17 protein-coding genes are annotated in these 15738 nt (G+C 63.2%); 10 read left to right on the top strand and 7 right to left on the bottom strand.

The genetic code is table 11. The features are described from left to right. Positions 1-114 precede the first annotated feature (114 nt). The gene (locus tag ACX80Q_RS16515; RefSeq protein WP_459331621.1) at positions 115-768 is read right to left on the bottom strand and encodes a hypothetical protein; all 654 of its coding nucleotides are present in this window, start codon (positions 766-768) and stop codon (positions 115-117) included. Continuing rightward, positions 765-1301 (bottom strand): hypothetical protein, encoded by a 537-nt coding sequence (locus ACX80Q_RS16510; protein ID WP_459331620.1) that lies wholly within the window; start codon positions 1299-1301, stop codon positions 765-767. The genes ACX80Q_RS16515 and ACX80Q_RS16510 overlap by 4 nt, the downstream gene beginning before the upstream one ends. A gap of 250 nt (positions 1302-1551) precedes the next feature. Here ACX80Q_RS16510 and ACX80Q_RS16505 point away from each other — a divergent pair, with 250 nt between their 5' ends. Beyond that, a complete protein-coding gene (locus ACX80Q_RS16505; protein WP_459331619.1) occupies positions 1552-2982 on the top strand; it encodes an ATP-binding protein in 1431 nt (476 codons plus the stop codon). A gap of 291 nt (positions 2983-3273) precedes the next feature. Here ACX80Q_RS16505 and ACX80Q_RS16500 read toward each other — a convergent pair whose 3' ends face one another. Further along, positions 3274-5616, bottom strand: a complete 2343-nt coding sequence (locus tag ACX80Q_RS16500) for a coiled-coil domain-containing protein (protein ID WP_459331618.1) — start codon at positions 5614-5616, stop codon at positions 3274-3276. A gap of 374 nt (positions 5617-5990) precedes the next feature. Here ACX80Q_RS16500 and ACX80Q_RS16495 point away from each other — a divergent pair, with 374 nt between their 5' ends. Together ACX80Q_RS16495 and ACX80Q_RS16490 are read left to right on the top strand one after the other, a co-directional pair. Further along, the gene (locus ACX80Q_RS16495) at positions 5991-6344 is read left to right on the top strand and encodes a type II toxin-antitoxin system Phd/YefM family antitoxin (RefSeq protein ID WP_459331626.1); all 354 of its coding nucleotides are present in this window, start codon (positions 5991-5993) and stop codon (positions 6342-6344) included. Continuing rightward, a complete protein-coding gene (locus ACX80Q_RS16490; protein WP_459331625.1) occupies positions 6275-6424 on the top strand; it encodes a type II toxin-antitoxin system YoeB family toxin in 150 nt (49 codons plus the stop codon). Before ACX80Q_RS16495 ends, ACX80Q_RS16490 begins: the two co-directional genes overlap by 70 nt. 65 nt (positions 6425-6489) lie before the next feature. On the opposite strand, the gene ACX80Q_RS16485 is transcribed toward ACX80Q_RS16490, so the two are convergent. The 3 genes from ACX80Q_RS16485 to ACX80Q_RS16475 all read right to left on the bottom strand — a co-directional run bounded on the left by ACX80Q_RS16485 (position 6490) and on the right by ACX80Q_RS16475 (position 8367). After that, positions 6490-6882, bottom strand: coding sequence for a hypothetical protein (locus tag ACX80Q_RS16485; RefSeq protein WP_459331617.1), 393 nt, complete (start codon positions 6880-6882; stop codon positions 6490-6492). Continuing rightward, positions 6875-7474, bottom strand: a complete 600-nt coding sequence (locus ACX80Q_RS16480) for a hypothetical protein (RefSeq protein ID WP_459331616.1) — start codon at positions 7472-7474, stop codon at positions 6875-6877. The genes ACX80Q_RS16485 and ACX80Q_RS16480 overlap by 8 nt, the downstream gene beginning before the upstream one ends. 158 nt (positions 7475-7632) lie before the next feature. Next, positions 7633-8367 carry an NUDIX hydrolase gene (locus ACX80Q_RS16475; RefSeq protein ID WP_459331615.1) on the bottom strand — a complete coding sequence of 245 codons (735 nt, stop codon included), beginning with the start codon at positions 8365-8367 and terminating at the stop codon, positions 7633-7635. Positions 8368-8473: 106 nt separating this feature from the next. On the opposite strand from ACX80Q_RS16475, the gene ACX80Q_RS16470 reads away from it, so the two are divergent. The 7 genes from ACX80Q_RS16470 (at position 8474) to ACX80Q_RS16440 (ending at position 15103) form a co-directional block, all read left to right on the top strand. Further along, positions 8474-9517, top strand: coding sequence for an SPFH domain-containing protein (locus tag ACX80Q_RS16470; protein WP_459331614.1), 1044 nt, complete (start codon positions 8474-8476; stop codon positions 9515-9517). 8 nt (positions 9518-9525) lie between these two features. Next, a complete protein-coding gene (locus ACX80Q_RS16465; RefSeq protein ID WP_459331613.1) occupies positions 9526-10416 on the top strand; it encodes a diacylglycerol kinase catalytic domain-containing protein in 891 nt (296 codons plus the stop codon). A 131-nt stretch (positions 10417-10547) separates the two neighbouring features. Further along, complete coding sequence (locus tag ACX80Q_RS16460) at positions 10548-11285, top strand: response regulator transcription factor (protein ID WP_459331612.1); 738 nt, start codon at positions 10548-10550, stop codon at positions 11283-11285. Next, positions 11276-12844, top strand: coding sequence for a sensor histidine kinase (locus ACX80Q_RS16455; RefSeq protein ID WP_459331611.1), 1569 nt, complete (start codon positions 11276-11278; stop codon positions 12842-12844). The genes ACX80Q_RS16460 and ACX80Q_RS16455 overlap by 10 nt, the downstream gene beginning before the upstream one ends. A gap of 28 nt (positions 12845-12872) precedes the next feature. Then, entirely contained in the window at positions 12873-13514 is a 642-nt protein-coding gene (locus tag ACX80Q_RS16450) for a hypothetical protein (protein ID WP_459331610.1), read from the top strand. Between the two features lie 71 nt (positions 13515-13585). Further along, positions 13586-14284 (top strand): YcnI family copper-binding membrane protein, encoded by a 699-nt coding sequence (locus tag ACX80Q_RS16445; RefSeq protein WP_459331609.1) that lies wholly within the window; start codon positions 13586-13588, stop codon positions 14282-14284. 174 nt (positions 14285-14458) lie between these two features. After that, on the top strand, positions 14459-15103 hold the full coding sequence (locus ACX80Q_RS16440; protein WP_459331608.1) for a DUF4232 domain-containing protein: 645 nt from the start codon (positions 14459-14461) through the stop codon (positions 15101-15103). A gap of 23 nt (positions 15104-15126) precedes the next feature. Here the strand turns inward: ACX80Q_RS16440 and ACX80Q_RS16435 are convergent, their stop codons facing one another. Continuing rightward, positions 15127-15696 carry a hypothetical protein gene (locus tag ACX80Q_RS16435; protein ID WP_459331607.1) on the bottom strand — a complete coding sequence of 190 codons (570 nt, stop codon included), beginning with the start codon at positions 15694-15696 and terminating at the stop codon, positions 15127-15129. Positions 15697-15738: the final 42 nt, after the last annotated feature.

Here is a 15738-nt window from a genome sequence, read left to right as displayed (position 1 = left end):
AGATCCGTGGCCGTGGTTGGTGCGCGCGGGGCTGGTGCTGTTGGTGCGCGCGGAGGTTTGGAGCTTCTTTGGAGCAGCCCGCGCGAGTCGCCGTCGTGGCCGTCGCCGTCGTCATCATCGTGGCCGTCGCCGTCGTGGCTCTGGTCGAGATCCGTGATCCGTGGCCGTGGTTGGTGCGCGCGGGGCTGGTGCTGTTGGTGCGCGCGGAGGTTTGGAGCTTCTTTGGAGCAGCCCGCGCGAGTCGCCGTCGTCGCCGTCGCCGTCGTCATCATCGTGGCCGTCGTGGCCGCGCTGCTGGTCGAGATCCGTGGCCGGTGCTTCTTTGGAGTAGCCCGCGCGGGTGGCCGTCGTGGCCGTGGCCCTGGTCGAGATCCGTGATCCGTGATCCGTGGTTGGTGCGCGCGGGGCTGGTGCTGTTGGTGCGCGCGGAGGTTTGGAGCTTCTTTGGAGCAGCCCGCGCGAGTCGCCGTCGTCGTCGTCGTCATCGTCGCCGTCGCCGTCGTCATCATCGTGGCCGTCGTGGCCGTGGCCGGTGCTTCTTTGGAGTAGCCCGCGCGAGTCGCCGTCGTGGCCGTGGTCGTCGCCGTCGCCGTCGTCATCATCGTGGCCGCCGTGGCCGTGGCCCTGGTCGAGATCCGTGATCCGTGATCCGTGGTTGGTGCGCGCGGGGCTGGTGCTGTTGGTGCGCGCGGTGGCCGGTGCTTCTTTGGAGTAGCCCGCGCGAGTCGCCGTCGTGGCCGTGGTCGTGGCCGTGGCCGTCGTCATCATCGTGGCCGTCGTGGCCGTGGCGCTGGTCGAGATCCGTGATCCGTGGCCGGTGCTTCTTTGGAGTAGCCCGCGCGGGTGGCCGTCGTGGCCGCGCCCGTGGCCGTTGCGCTGGTCGAGATCCGCGATCCGTGGCCGGTGCTTCTTTGGAGTAGCCCGCGCGGGTGGCCGTCGTGGCCGTGGCCGTGGCCGTGGCCCTGGTCGAGATCCGTGATCCGTGATCCGTGATCCGTGGCCATGGTTGGTGCGCGCGGTGGCCGTGGCCGTTGCGCTGGTCGAGATCCGTGATCCGTGGCCGGTGCTTCTTTGGAGTAGCCCGCGCGGGTGGCCGTCGTGGCCGTGGCCGTTGCGGTGGTCGCCGTCGTCATCATCGTGGCCGTCGTCGCCGTGGCCCTGGTCGAGATCTGAGATCCGTGGCCGTCGCCGTCGCCGTCGTCATCATCGTGGCCGCGGTTGGTGCGCGAGGGGCTGGTGCTGTTGGTGCGCGCGGTGGCCGGTGCTTCTTTGGAGTAGCCCGCGCGAGTCGCCGTCGTCATCATCGTGGCCGTCGTCGTCGTGGCCGCGCTGCTGGTCGTGATCCGTGGCCGGTGCTTCTTTGGAGTAGCCCGCGCGGGTGGCCGTCGTGGCCGCGCCCGTGGCCGTGGCCCTGGTCGAGATCTGAGATCCGTGGCCGTGGTTGGTGCGCGCGGCAGAATACGATTCGAAAAGGAGCTGCATGCGGACTATTCCACCGAAGAAGGTCAGCATGAAATCTGGCATACCCTTCCGAACACTTAGAGTTATTTCATGACTGCAAATATGGTGGACCAAGCTCTAGTGCGAGCCCCGGCAGAAGTGGGCCCAGCGCTCTTTCGTCTGCGAGAGGACCAATGGTTCGATCGCAAGTCGATTCGCATAGCACCAAAGGATCTAGCGCAGCACATAGTTGCTCTTGCCAATGCCGAAGGTGGCACTCTTGTACTCGGCTTGCATGACGGCGTTGTCGAGGGAGTCAGAGCGACGCCCGAGAAGATAAATGACTTCCAGCAGACCTCCATCGACCACACAGTCCCGCCTGCCCGCGTAAAAGTGGAACAAGTAAAGTGCATCAACAGCGCTGGAAAACTCGACACTCTTATCGTCCTTCGAGTGCAACCAGGTGAGGTTGTGCACGAATTGAAAAACGGGGACTGCTATCTGCGCGTCGGTGATGAATCTCGAAAATTGAGGCACGAGCAGCGCCGAGAGCTGGAATTCGATAGAGGGCAAAGCCAATTCGATGGACACCCTGTTGCTGGCACTACCTTAGATAACTTGGACCCTGTTGGAGTCAAGGCCTACCACGAGGCAACAGGATCAATTCGCACGGCTAAGGAACTATTCAAAAATAGGGGTCTCCTTACCCACGACGGGACCGTAACTAATGCTGGCTATCTACTCTTTGCGGAATCACCACAGGACACCTTTCCGCAAGCCTACGTCCGAGTAATCAAGTTTCTAACGGACGAGCGAGGAACAGGTGCACGGTTGAATGTTGAAGAAGGGAAGGACATTCGCATCGAAGGTCCGATAGCGGAAGTCATTCATAATGCGGACTTGGCAATCAGTTCATTCATCCCGAAGAGACGGGCTTTACGTGAATCCGGATTGTTCGAGGCGCAGCCTGTCGTGCCTCGAGAAGCTTGGCTTGAAGGTCTGGTCAATGCAGTCATCCATCGTTCGTACAGCCTCGCGGGGGACCACATTCGCGTTGAGATCTATCAAACAAGGGTTGAGATAGTCAGTCCAGGGCGTTTCCCTGGACTGGCGGACCCTCGCCACCCGTTGGAAATAAGCCGATACGCGCGCAATCCACGCATAGCGAAGGTATGTGCAGACTTGCGCATTGGCCAAGAACTTGGCGAAGGTATCAAGCGAATTTTCGATGAAATGCGACGTGTAGGGTTTACCGATCCCATCTACCAGCAGGAACAAGGCGCGGTTCGCCTGACTCTCGAAGCCATGCAGAGACTAGATCCTTTGCAACTGGCCAAGCTCCCCCGCGATTCCCAAAGGGTTCTAGATATATTGCGGGCCAATGGAGGACCAATGGGAACCGGCGAAATTGCCGAGGCCATGGACCTAAGCAGCCCTGCCGCAAAGAAGCGTCTTGACGCTCTCCTTGGTCTTGGTTTCGTTCGCTGGATAGGAAAATCAAAAAGAGACCCCCGCGCAGTCTGGGAGCTAACTAATCAATAGCTCGCAAGAGGCAAATCTAGTCGGGTAGAAGAACACCCACTCCTCCAGGGCTGGGATGCAGGCAAACTGTCATCTAGTATCGGCAACGCCTCGGGTGCCCACATTTTGCCCACACTTTGCCCAAATCAGCACTCATGAACAGCAATCCTGAGCAACTGAAAACAGCGAGTTTTGGCGGATCGTAGCTGTGACCTGTGCGAACTAAGGGTTTCAAATCCCACCGTCACCGCCAATGAGCAAGGCCCCTGCTTCCCTTTTAGAAGGAAAGCAGGGGCCTTTGCTGTACCCAGATCAAGCAGCGCAGCCACCCAGTGCGATCTGGCTGTCAATGGCGCCGATCTGCCGCTGCACCGATCCCAGCTGGTCCTGCAAGCCCTTAACCAGGTCCTTCTGGGACTTGACCGCGTCCTTGTTAGTTTTCTTCTGGGCCTCCAGATCACGGAGGGTTGCCTGTGCGGCTGTAACCCGCCCGTCCAGCGACGTCAGCTGTCCCTGCAGCGCCGCCAGCGCGGCGTCCGCAGCGGTGATTTCACCGTTGAGGGAATTCAGTTGTGCCAGCAACGGCGCCACCTGCCCCTGCAGAGCCAAAACATCCGCTTCCTTCGCAGTGATCTGTGCATTGATCCCCGAAAGAATTGCGACCAGGTGATTCACAGCGATGTTGAGAGCGGCAATGTCGCCCTGCTTGGTGTCCACGGCGGCGTTTGCGTTGTCCACCGACTCCTGGAGTGCCGGCACTTCGCCATTGAGTGTGGCAAGTTCGGCAGTCTTAGCGGCCACGGCCAGCTCAGCCGTCGCCGCGGCGTTCTGGGCGTCGACCAACTGGCCCTGCAAGCTCCCCAGCACGGATTCCTGGGCATCAATTGCGGCACGAGCTTCCGCCAGACCCTCGGTCAATGACGGCAGCGTGGCTTCGAGTGCGGCAACCACCTGTTCTTGGACCACAACAGCGGCCTTTGCAGAATCCTCAGCGTCCTGAAGACCAGACAACTGACCGTGCAGGGCGCTCAATTCCCCTACCTTGTTGGTCACGGCCGTGTTGGCTGCAGTCACGCCAGCCTGAAGCGCCGGAAGCTGCCCCTGCAGGGTTGCGATGTCTCCCTGCTTGGTGGCCACTGCCGCGTTTGCGGCATCCAAGGCAGCCTGCAACGGCGCGGCCTGCTGCTGCAGTGCGCTACTGTCCTGCTGCTTGAGTAGCAGCTGAGAGTTCAGCGCGTTGACGGCGGACTGCAGTGCTGTCAGATCGCCCTGGTAGGCGGCGATCTCGCCCGTCTTGGCCGTGATCTGGGTGTTGACGGAAGTAAGCGAGATTTGTTTGAGGTCACGCTCGGCAATCAGTTCCTGCTTTTTCTTGCCATTGCTGGTGGGCGGAAACTCGGTGGCAATCCTGTGCTCAAGCGCGGCGATCTCGGCGGCAAGTGCGGCTGCGCTGACCTGCAAGGTGGCCAGTGCTCCCTGCGCCGTCGCAAGCTGCGCCTGCTTCGCGGCAATACTCGAGTTCCCCGCAGTGATCTGCCCCTGCAACGTGGCAATGCTCGCGTTGGCCGCGGTGATCATCGCCGCGTTGTGGGAAACGGCAGCAGCTGCGTCGTCCGCCGCCGCCCTCAAGCCAACCAGCGCGCCCTGCAGCTGAGAAATCTCTGCGTTCTTGACGGTAACGGCTTCCGATGCGGCAGCCGCGGCGGTTTGAAGGGTTGTCAGTTCTCCCTGCGCCTGTGTGATCTCCCCGTTCTTGACCGTGACGGCTTCCGTTGCGCTGGTTGCGGCGGCCTGCAAAGCCGCCAGGGCTGCGTTTGCCTCGCTGACCTTAACAGTTTGGGCATCGAGTTCGGCCTGGGCTGCGGTGCCGAGGTCTTCCAAACGGTTGAGCTCGAAGGCGGCGTCCGTGACAGCCTGGGTTGCAGTTACGACGGCGGCATCGGCGGCATCCGCGATTTGAACAAGTTCGACCAAGGCGGCCTCGGCATCGGCGATCTGGGTGTTCTTGGCAGCGAGCTGGGCGGCAGCATCGCTGGCTGAGTCCTGCAGCGATGCAAGTTCGCCCTGCGCAGCATTAACTTCTGCCGTTTTGGCCGCCACGTGGCCAGCAGCCGCCTGGGCCTGGGTGTCCAACTGCGCCAGCGCCCCTTGGCTGGCCTCGAGCTGTGACTGCAGGGGCGTGAGTTGGGCCTGCACGGCGTCCTTCTCCACGTTCAAATTTGCGATCTCGAATTCTGCTGCCGTAATGGCCCGCTGAGTGGTCGCCTGCTCCGCGTGCAGCGCGGCCAGATCGGCGATTGCCGCCGTCAGTTCGGTGTCCAGTTGAACTCCCTGTGCTTCAAGTCTGGCGATCGCCTGGTTCCCGGCCTCAACTTGTGCGGCGAGATCATCTGCGCTGGTCTGAAGTTGGGCACGCTGCGCCAATAACTGCGTGATGATGGCGGCGTTCTTCTTTGACGCGGCCTTCAACAGGTTTTCTTGGACCACTCCGCGGTGGGACAGCTGGTTGATGACACCGTTGCAGATGCCTCCTGACGGGCTGGAAGCAGCCGTTGCAGGAGGCGCGAACACCAACATGCTGGTGACGACACCAGTCATAATGGCAGCGCTGGCCAGTCTGCGGGTGGAAAAGGAAACAGATCTTGTGTTGCTCATGGAAACCCCCCCAGGGCTTGTGATGATGCAGGAGCGCATCTCTGCACTCGGCCGGCGGCCAGTGCACACGGATCAGGCTATGCAGTCGCCGCGGACAAAACGCGAGTGGCGACTACTTGCTTTTCACGGAGTACTTGGTTGTGCCGATTGGCTCCGCCGCAGCGGGCCTAGCTGCCGCGGCGACGAACGGCGCAAGAATGCTGCTTTTCTTCGTTGGCAGGAAGCGTGGGGTTTACTTCGCTCCCAAGTTGGCCTCCTTGCGCCTCTCAGCGTCCTCAAAGACCACAAGCAAGCCCAAGCGAGACCAGTTCTGGAACAACCAGGGTTGTTGTGGCCATAACTGCGAGTGATGCGCGACGCGAGCTTTTGAACTCATCGAGCACGTCATTCTCGATCACACCGAAGTCGAAATCATCTCCAGGCGTGGCTCAGCGGTGCTGTTGTCCAAGGATGAGTATGACTCGCTGGTGGAAACCAGCTACCTGCTGCGCTCACCGAAGAATGCGCAACGTCTTCTTGCAGCTCTGGAACCGACCCGTGAGGGCAACGTCGTCGAGCATGGGCCAAAGAACCTTGAGTGGCGCGCCCTAGCCTGGACCGCCGGGGGCTGGGAAGACTGCCTATGCTGGCCGGCCCAGAATAGGAAGACCCTTGGCGAATCAGCATCCTCACTGAGGACATTCTTCGAGACGACCCGCTCGAAGGCATCGGAATCCCAGCGGCATTGAAACATGCTCTGGCTGGCATTTGGTCCCGACGCATTGACGAGTCAACAAGCTTGTCTACATTGCCAACAATCACCAGGTGACCATCCTGCAAGCCCGCTATCATTGCTGACTCCCGGCGACCGACTGTTCCAGTCGGCGCCGAACGTCAGTACTTCATCGTCGGGCGACTGGCTTGTTCCGGAACACCGTGCTTGGCGATAGCAGGCTTCACGGCTTCATTCACCAGTGGAGTCGTGGCGGATTTCGCCTTGCGGAACTTCATTTCATTGATGAGGAGACGAGGCGACTGTCCGGGCTTCGGACGCTTGGTGACCGGTGCAGCCCCGGCGACATACACGTTGGGCACCTCAATGATTTGATACGGCTTCCTGACAATCGGCGGCAGTTTCATGCCAGCCAGGCGCTTCACGGTTGGAGAAGTCTCACGTTTGAGTTCTTGATCGAGGGTGACCTTCAACCGTGCAGCGAGGATTTCACGGCGCAGGGTGTCGAACACCTCGCCTTTGTGCGCGGGATCGTAATTCCTCACATTAGCCATCAGTGTCCTCCTTGCTACTTTCATTCTCCCTTGATGCTGGCGGATCGTCTATATCCCCTGGCGCTGGCGGAAGCTGTGGATCATCTCCTACGAAGCTGCTCAACGAGGCCAGCTCTTCTTCCGTGAGATTTTCTTGATCCAAGGCATCCTGTATGAGCAATTCAATGCCTTCGTCATTCATCTCAGTGGAAGTGCCCTCCCAAACGGCATCCAGGAGCGCTTTATCTTCGGTCCCGGCCAGGTCACTTTTGGCTAAGAGGTCAAGCATCCCGGCACCATAGCTATACATCGTCGGGTTCTCGGAGGTGGCCGCCTCCAGCGCCCACTGCGTCCGCCGCCACCATTCGGATCTGGCGTCCGCCTCTCGCTTCTGCTCCAGGGATGACGTATTCGCGGCGACCTGGGTTGCCAGGGCGTTCTTCTGCTGCCGGAGAGAAAGCCAGCCAATCAAGAAGGCCACGACAGCTGCCAGCAAGGTGGCGTAGGAACCGAAGGCTGCCCAGGCTACCCACCAGGCAGGGTCCCTGGGCGCCAAATTCTGCAGAGCCTCAATGACCCTGTCAACTATTTCCTGAATCTGCTCATCGTTCATCTTGTGGCCAGCCTAAACGTTGCGCAGGGTTGATGTCTGCACTGGAGGCAAGGCAGTCCCGCCCCGTACCTTCTGGAGGCCATTCGCCCTGGGCAATCAGATTGCGGGCAGGCTTCTGCCCGGATTCCCGACCTGGCTTGTTCCTGACACTGCCACCCTCAGCCCCTCGGCCGCATGAGCGGCGGGTTGAGCACGGCACGCGTTGACTGACCCGCTGAAGACCGGGCAGCCGGCGCCAGCCGAAACAGCGCTGCTGGCCGGCCGGCGTCGCCCGTAAACATGTGCCCGGTCTCCTCCAGGAAGCCGGGTGTTCCCGTGGCCTTGCGGTGGAAATTCCGCGGATCCAGGCGGGTGCCCCACACCGCTTCATACACGGCGCGGAGCTGGGCGATGGTGAACTCCTCGCCACAAAATGCCGCCCCCAACGGCGAATACTCCAGCTTCGACTTTGCCCGCTCCACGGCGTCGTCCAGAATCTGCCGGTGGTCGAAGGCGAGCGCCAGGCTGCCGTCCATGACCTCATCGGCCGGATACCAGGCGGCGTGCGCGGCGTCGCTCCCGGCGGACAGGACGGGGAAATTCGGCGCCAGCAGCAGGTGCGCAACGGTGAGCACATCCCCACGAGGGTCGCGCCCCGGCGGCCCGTAGCTCCCCAACTGCTCCATATGCCCGGGCACCTGCTCTACACCGGTCTCCTCGGCCAACTCGCGCCGTGCCGCCGCCACCAGATCCTCGCCAGCCAGCACAAACCCGCCAGGCAGTGCCAGCGTCCCCCGGAACGGCTCGATGAGGCGGGTAATGAGCAGCACGTGCAGGCCGCCGTCGAGGATGGTGAGTGCGACGACGTCGACAGTCACCGGGAAGCGCTCAGGCGCGGGGTGGGAATCAGGCATGCGTCAATCGTAGATACTTATCGTCACATTGACAATAAACGGATGAGTGACCTAGAGTTTAATTATCGTCAAAGTGACGACAATCAAGAGTTTCAAGGAGCACCCCATGGCCAGCATCAAGCGCTACCCCTGGATCAGCCACTTTTTGGGCAGCCCCACCGGCTACGTTGTCCACCTGCAAAAAGGCGCCGTCAAGCACCAGGGCGTGGGCCAGGCCTTCTGGTTCCGGCCGGCAAATTCCGTGCTGAGCGAGGTTCCCGTGGACGATCAGGAACTGCCCACACTGTTCCACGCCATCACCCGCGACCACCAGGACGTCAGCGTCCAGGCCAATGTGACCTACCGCTTCATCGACCCCGTCTCCGTCTCCAACCGCCTCGACTTCGGTCTCCAGGGCGTAGGCGCACCGCCGGCCGCCGGCAAGGAGCAGGTGGCCACCATCATTGGCCAGCTCTGCCAAAGTCACGCGATCGACCAAATCGCCGCCACCACCCTGGCCCAGGCGCTGGAGCACGGCGTCAGCCAGCTCCGCAACGTTCTCACCGAAGCCCTCCGCACGGATGGCCGGCTGATGTCCACCGGCATCGAGATCCTCGGCGTGCAAGTCCTGGCCGTGCGCCCGGAGTCGGACGTGGAGCGCGCCCTGCAGACGCCGGTCCGGGAACAGCTCCAGGCCGAAGCCGACCGGGCGGTGTACGAACGCCGGGCAGTCGCCGTCGAGCGCGAGCGGACCATCTCCGAGAATGAAATGGCAAGCCAAATTGAACTGGCCACCCGGCGTGAAAACCTGGTCACCCAGGAAGGCATCAACTCACGCCGCGAGGCCGAGGAGCGTGCCGCCGCCGGACTCATCCAAGCTCGCGCTGCGGCAGAACGTCAGGGCATCAGCGCCACCGCGGAGGCAAACCAGGTTCGGATCGTGGGTGAAGCCGCCGCAGCGAAAGAGGCCGCCACCATGGAGGTCTACCAGGGCATGGACCAGGCCACCCTGCTGGCGCTGGCCTTCCGTGAGGCCGCCGGATCACTGCCCAACATTGGCAACCTGACCATCACCCCGGACCTCCTGAGCGGTGCACTGGCTGGCCTGTTCAAGGAAGCTCCGGCGGCCCAGCCCCAGCCAGCCGCTGTGACAGCACGCAACGAAAGGTAACTCCAGCCATGGCCACCCATCGCCTTGTCATTGTCTACCGGCGCACCGAGCTGCAGGAACTCCTGGACCGGCACGCCACCCGCGGCCAGGCCGAGTTCTTCCTGCGCACCCGCGGCCGCACCATCAACGACGTCCAGGAACGCCACGAGCATCTCATGGCGGCCCTGGCCACGGTCCGCGCAGCAATTCCGGCCGAGTGGCGCCGCGCCGAAGTGGAGCGCGCAGACCTCAGCCGGTTCATGCTCACCTCCGAGGACATCATCGCCGTGGTGGGCCAGGACGGTCTCGTGGCCAATGTGGCCAAGTACCTCACCGGCCAGCCCGTTCTCGGTATCGACCCCGAGCCCGGCGTGAATCCGGGCGTCCTGGTCCGGCATACACCCGCGGCCGCCGCCCGGTTGCTGCAGGTCATCAACGGAGGTTTGGAGCAGTTGCGCTGTACGGAGCTCGCCACCGTGACGGCCCGGCTCGACGACGGGCAGGAGCTCTCCGGGCTCAATGAGGTTTTCATTGGGCACGCCTCACACCAGTCGGCCCGTTATCAACTGACGACGGTGGACGGCCGGGCCGAGCGCCAATCCTCCTCCGGGCTGATCGTGTCCACGGGCACGGGCGCCACCGGCTGGTGCGCATCCATCGCCCTGGAACGCGGTGGCCGCGCCCTGCCCGCCCCCACCTCACCCCAACTCGCCTGGTTTGTCCGCGAGGCCTGGCCATCCCCCATCACCGGAGCGTCCCTGACCGAGGGAGTGCTGGAAGCGGGCGAATCCATACGCATCACAGTGGCGTCCGACCAGCTGGTGGTGTTTGGTGACGGCATGGAGGATGACCGGCTCACCGCCTCCTGGGGCCAGGAAATCAGCGTCCAGGTGGGCGATCGGCCACTCCGTCTCCTGTAACCGCGTGTTAAACATGCTGGCGTTCACCAAAAATGCCATAGCTTGACGGAAATGCCACCGGGCCGCCAAGACACAGAGAACACTCGGGAACCATTCAGTTAACGTGGGGGTGGATGCCAGAGAATGGAGTCATGGCCCTTCCACCTCCAGCATCAGCAACCCCCACGCTCAGCCGGGCAGACGGCGAACCCATCCGCGCCCTGGTGGTGGATGACGAACCGGAACTTGCCGATTTGATGCGCCGTGGCCTGGAAATATCCGGCTGGGAAGTGGCCGTGGCCCACGACGGCTTCGAGGCGCTGAAAACGGCGCGCGAATTCATGCCGGATGTACTGGTTCTGGATGTCATGATGCCCGGCATGGACGGGGTGGAACTGCTGCAGCGGATCCGCAATATTTATCCCGATGTTCCGGCGCTGTTCCTGACGGCCAAGGATGCTGTGGCGGACAAAGTCACGGGGCTCCAAGCCGGCGGCGACGATTACGTCAGCAAACCGTTCAGCATGAAGGAAGTCCTGCTTCGGCTCCACCGGATTGTCCAGCGTTCCGGTATCACGGCCCCGCAGTTTGCCTTGCTGACGGTGGGTGACTTGACCCTGAATAAGGACACCAAGGAGGTCCAACGCAACGGCGTGGACATTACCCTGACCGCCACCGAATTTGAACTGCTGAAGTTCCTCATGGAGAACCCCCGCCACGTCTTGAGCAAGTCGCGCATTCTGGACCGGGTGTGGAACTACGATTTCGGCGGCCAAAGCAACATTGTGGAGCTCTACATCTCTTATCTGCGCAAAAAAGTCGACGCCGAGCAGGAACCCATGATCCACACTGTCAGGGGCTCGGGCTATGTGATCAAGCCATGCCTCTAAACGGCCCCGCACTCACCAGGGCCAGGCAACTGGCACACCCGGGCACCTGGCCGCTGAGCACCCGCCTGGTGGCAGTCATGCTGGCCCTGCTGACAGTCATCTGTGCCTTGGTGGGCATGGTCAGCTACACAACCCTCAGCCTCACAGTGAACAACCAGCTGGACTCTTCACTCCAGCAGGCAGCCGTGCGCACCAACGCCTTCTATACCGTCTCCACCCAGTCCCCCAACGGCACCCTGCCGGACCCGCTCAACGCCCGCGCCACCAGCGCCGGCCAGCTCAGCGCCGTCCTGAGCAACGGCGTGGTCCACTATGCGGGCATCCTGTCCAGCTCCGGCACACGCCAGCAGCTGACAACGGCCGACGCCGACATCCTGGCCGGGCTGTCCACCAACGGTGATCTCAGCACCAGCAAGCTCTCCATTGGCGAGTACCGCCTCCAGGCGCAGGCCGTTCCGAACGGGGACATCCTCATCACCGGCCTGCCCATGGCCACCACCGAACAAACCCTCTCCACACTGGTGCTCTCCATTGTGCTGGTCTCCCTCGCCGGGCTCATGGTGCTGGGCTGGGCGGGCACAGTCATCATCCGGCGCAACCTCAAGCCGCTGGCCCAGCTCTCGGACACCGCCACCAAGGTTGCCACATTGCGGCTCGACGCCGGTGAGGTCGCCTTGAGCGCCCGGGTCCCGGACAGTGCTGCGCACCCTGGCACCGAGGTGGGCAATGTGGGGAACGCCTTCAACGCCATGCTGGAGAACGTCTCAAACGCCTTGGAGGCCCGGCAGCGCAGTGAAACCAAGCTGCGCCGTTTTGTTGCCGACGCAAGCCATGAACTGCGCACTCCGCTGACAGCCATTCGCGGCTATGCCGAACTGCTGTCCATGACGGAACCGCTCAGCGCCGACGGCCAAACATCCCTGAGCCGGGTGCAGGACCAGTCGGTGCGCATGAGCCGACTGGTGGAGGATCTACTCACGCTGGCCCGGCTGGACGAAGCCCAGCAGGGCGTCAACGGTTCCGCGGGGCACAAGCATGGCGCCCCGGCCCCGCCCGTCAACATGACTCCCCTGGTCATGGAGGCCGTGAATGACATTCAAGTGGTCAATGACGACCACCAGTGGAGTTTCGCGGTGCCCGACGAGCCCGTTGAGGTTTTGTGCGACGACGCAGCCCTGCGCCAAGTCCTGCTCAACCTGCTGGCCAATGCCGCCAAACACACGCCCGCAGGAACAGCCGTCCACACCGCCTTGTCCCAAGACGCTGACGGCAGCTGTGTACTGGAGGTCAGCGACAACGGCCCCGGCATTGACCCGGCCTTCCAGGAAATCATCTTCGACAGGTTTTCGCGCGCGGATGCGGCCCGCACGGCCGCCGCCGGCAGCACCGGCTTGGGCCTGAGCATTGTCCAGGGACTGGTGCGCTCGCACGGTGGCACGGTGGGCGTTGCCAGCACCCCAGGCCACACCACTTTCACCGTGCGCCTGCCCGGTGTGCAACACGCAGGGACTTCTCCGGAAACCCCAGGTGCATGGAACGGGCATTCCTCGGTAAGCTAGGACGGTTGTCCGAGTCGAAGGGAGCAGTGTGCACACCTCTCCCTTTAGGTTGCTCCGGACTGTTTCGGTTGGCGCCACAGTTCTTGGCCTGGCCGCAGGGGCACACCTTGTGGCCGGCGGCACCTTGCCAGCACCGGGCATCATGGCGGCACTCCTGGCACTGCACGTGCTGTGCTCAACCGTTGCCACACACTTCCGCCTCACCCTGCCGGCCATGGTTGCCCTCTTGGGCAGCAGCCAGGTGGTGTTGCACCAGGCGTTTGAGACTCTTTCCCATAGCGCCACGGCAGCACCCGGCGCGGCAGGCGTCCATCAACACACCATGTCCGCCGAAGCGAGCACCGCTGCCCTGCTGGCAGCTGTTAACACCGCGTCGGCACCCGGAATGGACCACCTGGGCCACGCCGGGGCAATGTCGGGCTGGATGTGGGCAGCCCACATCATCGCCACCCTGGCCGCCGCCGCCCTGCTGGCCTACGGCGAAGACGCACTCTGGTCCCTCGCAAGCTGGCTCCGGCCGCTGTACCGGCGCGCCGCCGTCGTTCTTCTTCCGCCGGCGCAAAGCGCCCGCCCCGGCGTCATTCCACGCCCCCTCCCCCGCCTGCCGTGGCGCAATCTGCGCCCCGACACGCGCCGCGGGCCGCCTGCGCTGGCAGCAGTTTTCGCCTAACACCCTTCGAACAACTCGCAGGGTGTCATTCCCTGTACTTTGCGCTCTTGCGCGTTCGAAAGGTTTTCCCCATGCGTATTTCCCGTACCCTCAAGACCACCCTTGCCGTTGGCGCCACCGCGTCCCTGATGATGTTGGGGCTGGGCAGTGCCTCCGCCCACGTCAGCGCCACCCCCACCGAAACTGCCGCCGGCGCCTACTCCCTGGTGACGTTCTCGGTGGGCCACGGCTGCGAGGGCTCCTCCACCACGGCCGTCACCATCACCCTGCCGGATGAGTTCAACGACGCCACCCCCACGGTCAACCCGAACTGGACCATCACCACGGCCAAGCAAAAGCTGGACACGCCGCGAACCCTGGCCAATGGCAGCAAGATCAGCGAACGCACCGAGTCCATCACCTACACGGCCAAGACCCCGCTGGCGGACCACCAGCGCGACACCTTCACCCTGTCGGTGCAACTGCCCGAAACGGTCGGCGCCACCTTGAATTTCCCCACCCTGCAGAAGTGTGAAGTTGGCCAGACGGACTGGAAGGAAATCCCGGCGGCCGGTGCCGACCACGACTCCGTGAAGGCCCCCGCGCCGTCACTGACCGTCACGGCGGCTGTGGCGGAGGATGCCCACGGCGGCCATGACGCTGCGGCTTCTGTTTCCTCCGCAGTGAACGACGGCGGCTCCACCTGGCCGGCATGGCTGGGCTTGGGTGCCGGGCTGGCCGGGCTGATCCTCGGCGGCCTGGCATTCTGGCGCACCACGCGCAAGGCATAACCACCGCCCCCTCGTCCAGGTAGCCGGTTGGCCGATTGGTGCCGGGACCCGTATGCGGCGCATGCGGGTCTCGGCACCAACCGGCTACCTCGGCGGATGAAGGGCCGGACATCTACGTGGGCGTTCACGGCGGGGCTTGTTGACTGCGGCACCCTTGGGGGCAAAAGTGGAGGCATGACTACCGCCAAGCGCACCCAGACCAGCCGATTCCGCACCAACCGGGCTCTTGCCTTGTTCGCAGTCCTCGGCCTGGGTGCATCATTGGCGGCGTGCGGCCCGCAGAACGCCGCACCAACACCCGCAGCTTCCAGCGCCAGTCCCAGCGCAACGCCAGCTCCCAGCAGTGCTGAAGGAACGCCGTCGTCCGCGCCAACAGCTGTCCCCAGCACGTCGGCAGCCACACCACTGTGCACAGCGGCATCGTTGAAGGGTTCGTTGGATGATTCGGGCGGCGGCGCGGCGGGGCACATCTACATGAAGCTGATAGTGGCCAACTCCTCCGGTGCTGACTGCATCCTGGACGGCTACCCCGGAGTTTCCATGGTCCAGGCCGGCAGCATTACACCCCTGGGCGCGCCGGCCGAGCGGGACGCCCAGGCCCCCTCCAACGGGCCCATCACCCTGGCGCCGGGCAAAAGCGCCGCAGCCGTGCTGCGCTACACCCAGGCCGGCAACTACCAGGACTGCCAGCGGGTGCCGGCCGATGCAATCCTGGTCTACCCGCCGAGCGCAACCGACAGCTTGGCGATCCCCCACCCGTTGACGGCGTGCAGCAATGACACCATCAAGTTGCTGAGCATCGGCGCGTTCCAGCCGTAGTTTTGCGCGCTTGTTTGCGCACCCTAGGGGCGGAGGGCTTCTTCGGGGTCAAACTCCTCAAAGGAGCCAATGAAGCCGGGGTCGCTGTCCTGCGATTCCCGGCGGGTGCCGTGGCGCAACACGTAAAGTTTGTTGGCGGCAAAGGCCAGGACGGCGGCCGAGATCAGGTGAAGTGCGCCGCCAAAAACGTCGGCATGGATCACCATGGCCAACAGTCCGGCGAGCGCCACGCTGCCGCCCACCGTGATCAGGAACCGGAACTGTTCAAACACGCCATACGTCACAATGGCCGCCCCGAGGACCACCCAGGGGCCACAGCCGTGCAGGAAGGGAATCAGGGCGCTCAAGAGGACTCCCAGCAGCGTTCCGCCGGCGAGGTACAAGTAGTGTTTCCGGGGGGCCAGCCACCACGAGGGGTGCTTCCACAGCCATCCGGCGCTGGCGAGGCCAACCACCAGGGTGCCCAGAACAAACACACCGGCAAAGGCGCCATTGCCGCGTTCAGCCACCATGCTCAGGGCCCCGGCCACAAGGAACAGCAACGACAACGCAAGCAGAGGGAGCCAATTATTCCCAATATGCCGTGTCTTCACTGCGTTTGCCTTCCTTGCAATCGGATGTTTCAGGAGCACCGC

This window comes from Arthrobacter sp. HLT1-20, assembly GCF_054510895.1.
The sequence above is the reverse complement of the archived record's forward strand: the minus strand, read 5'-3'. Positions and strand labels throughout refer to the sequence as shown.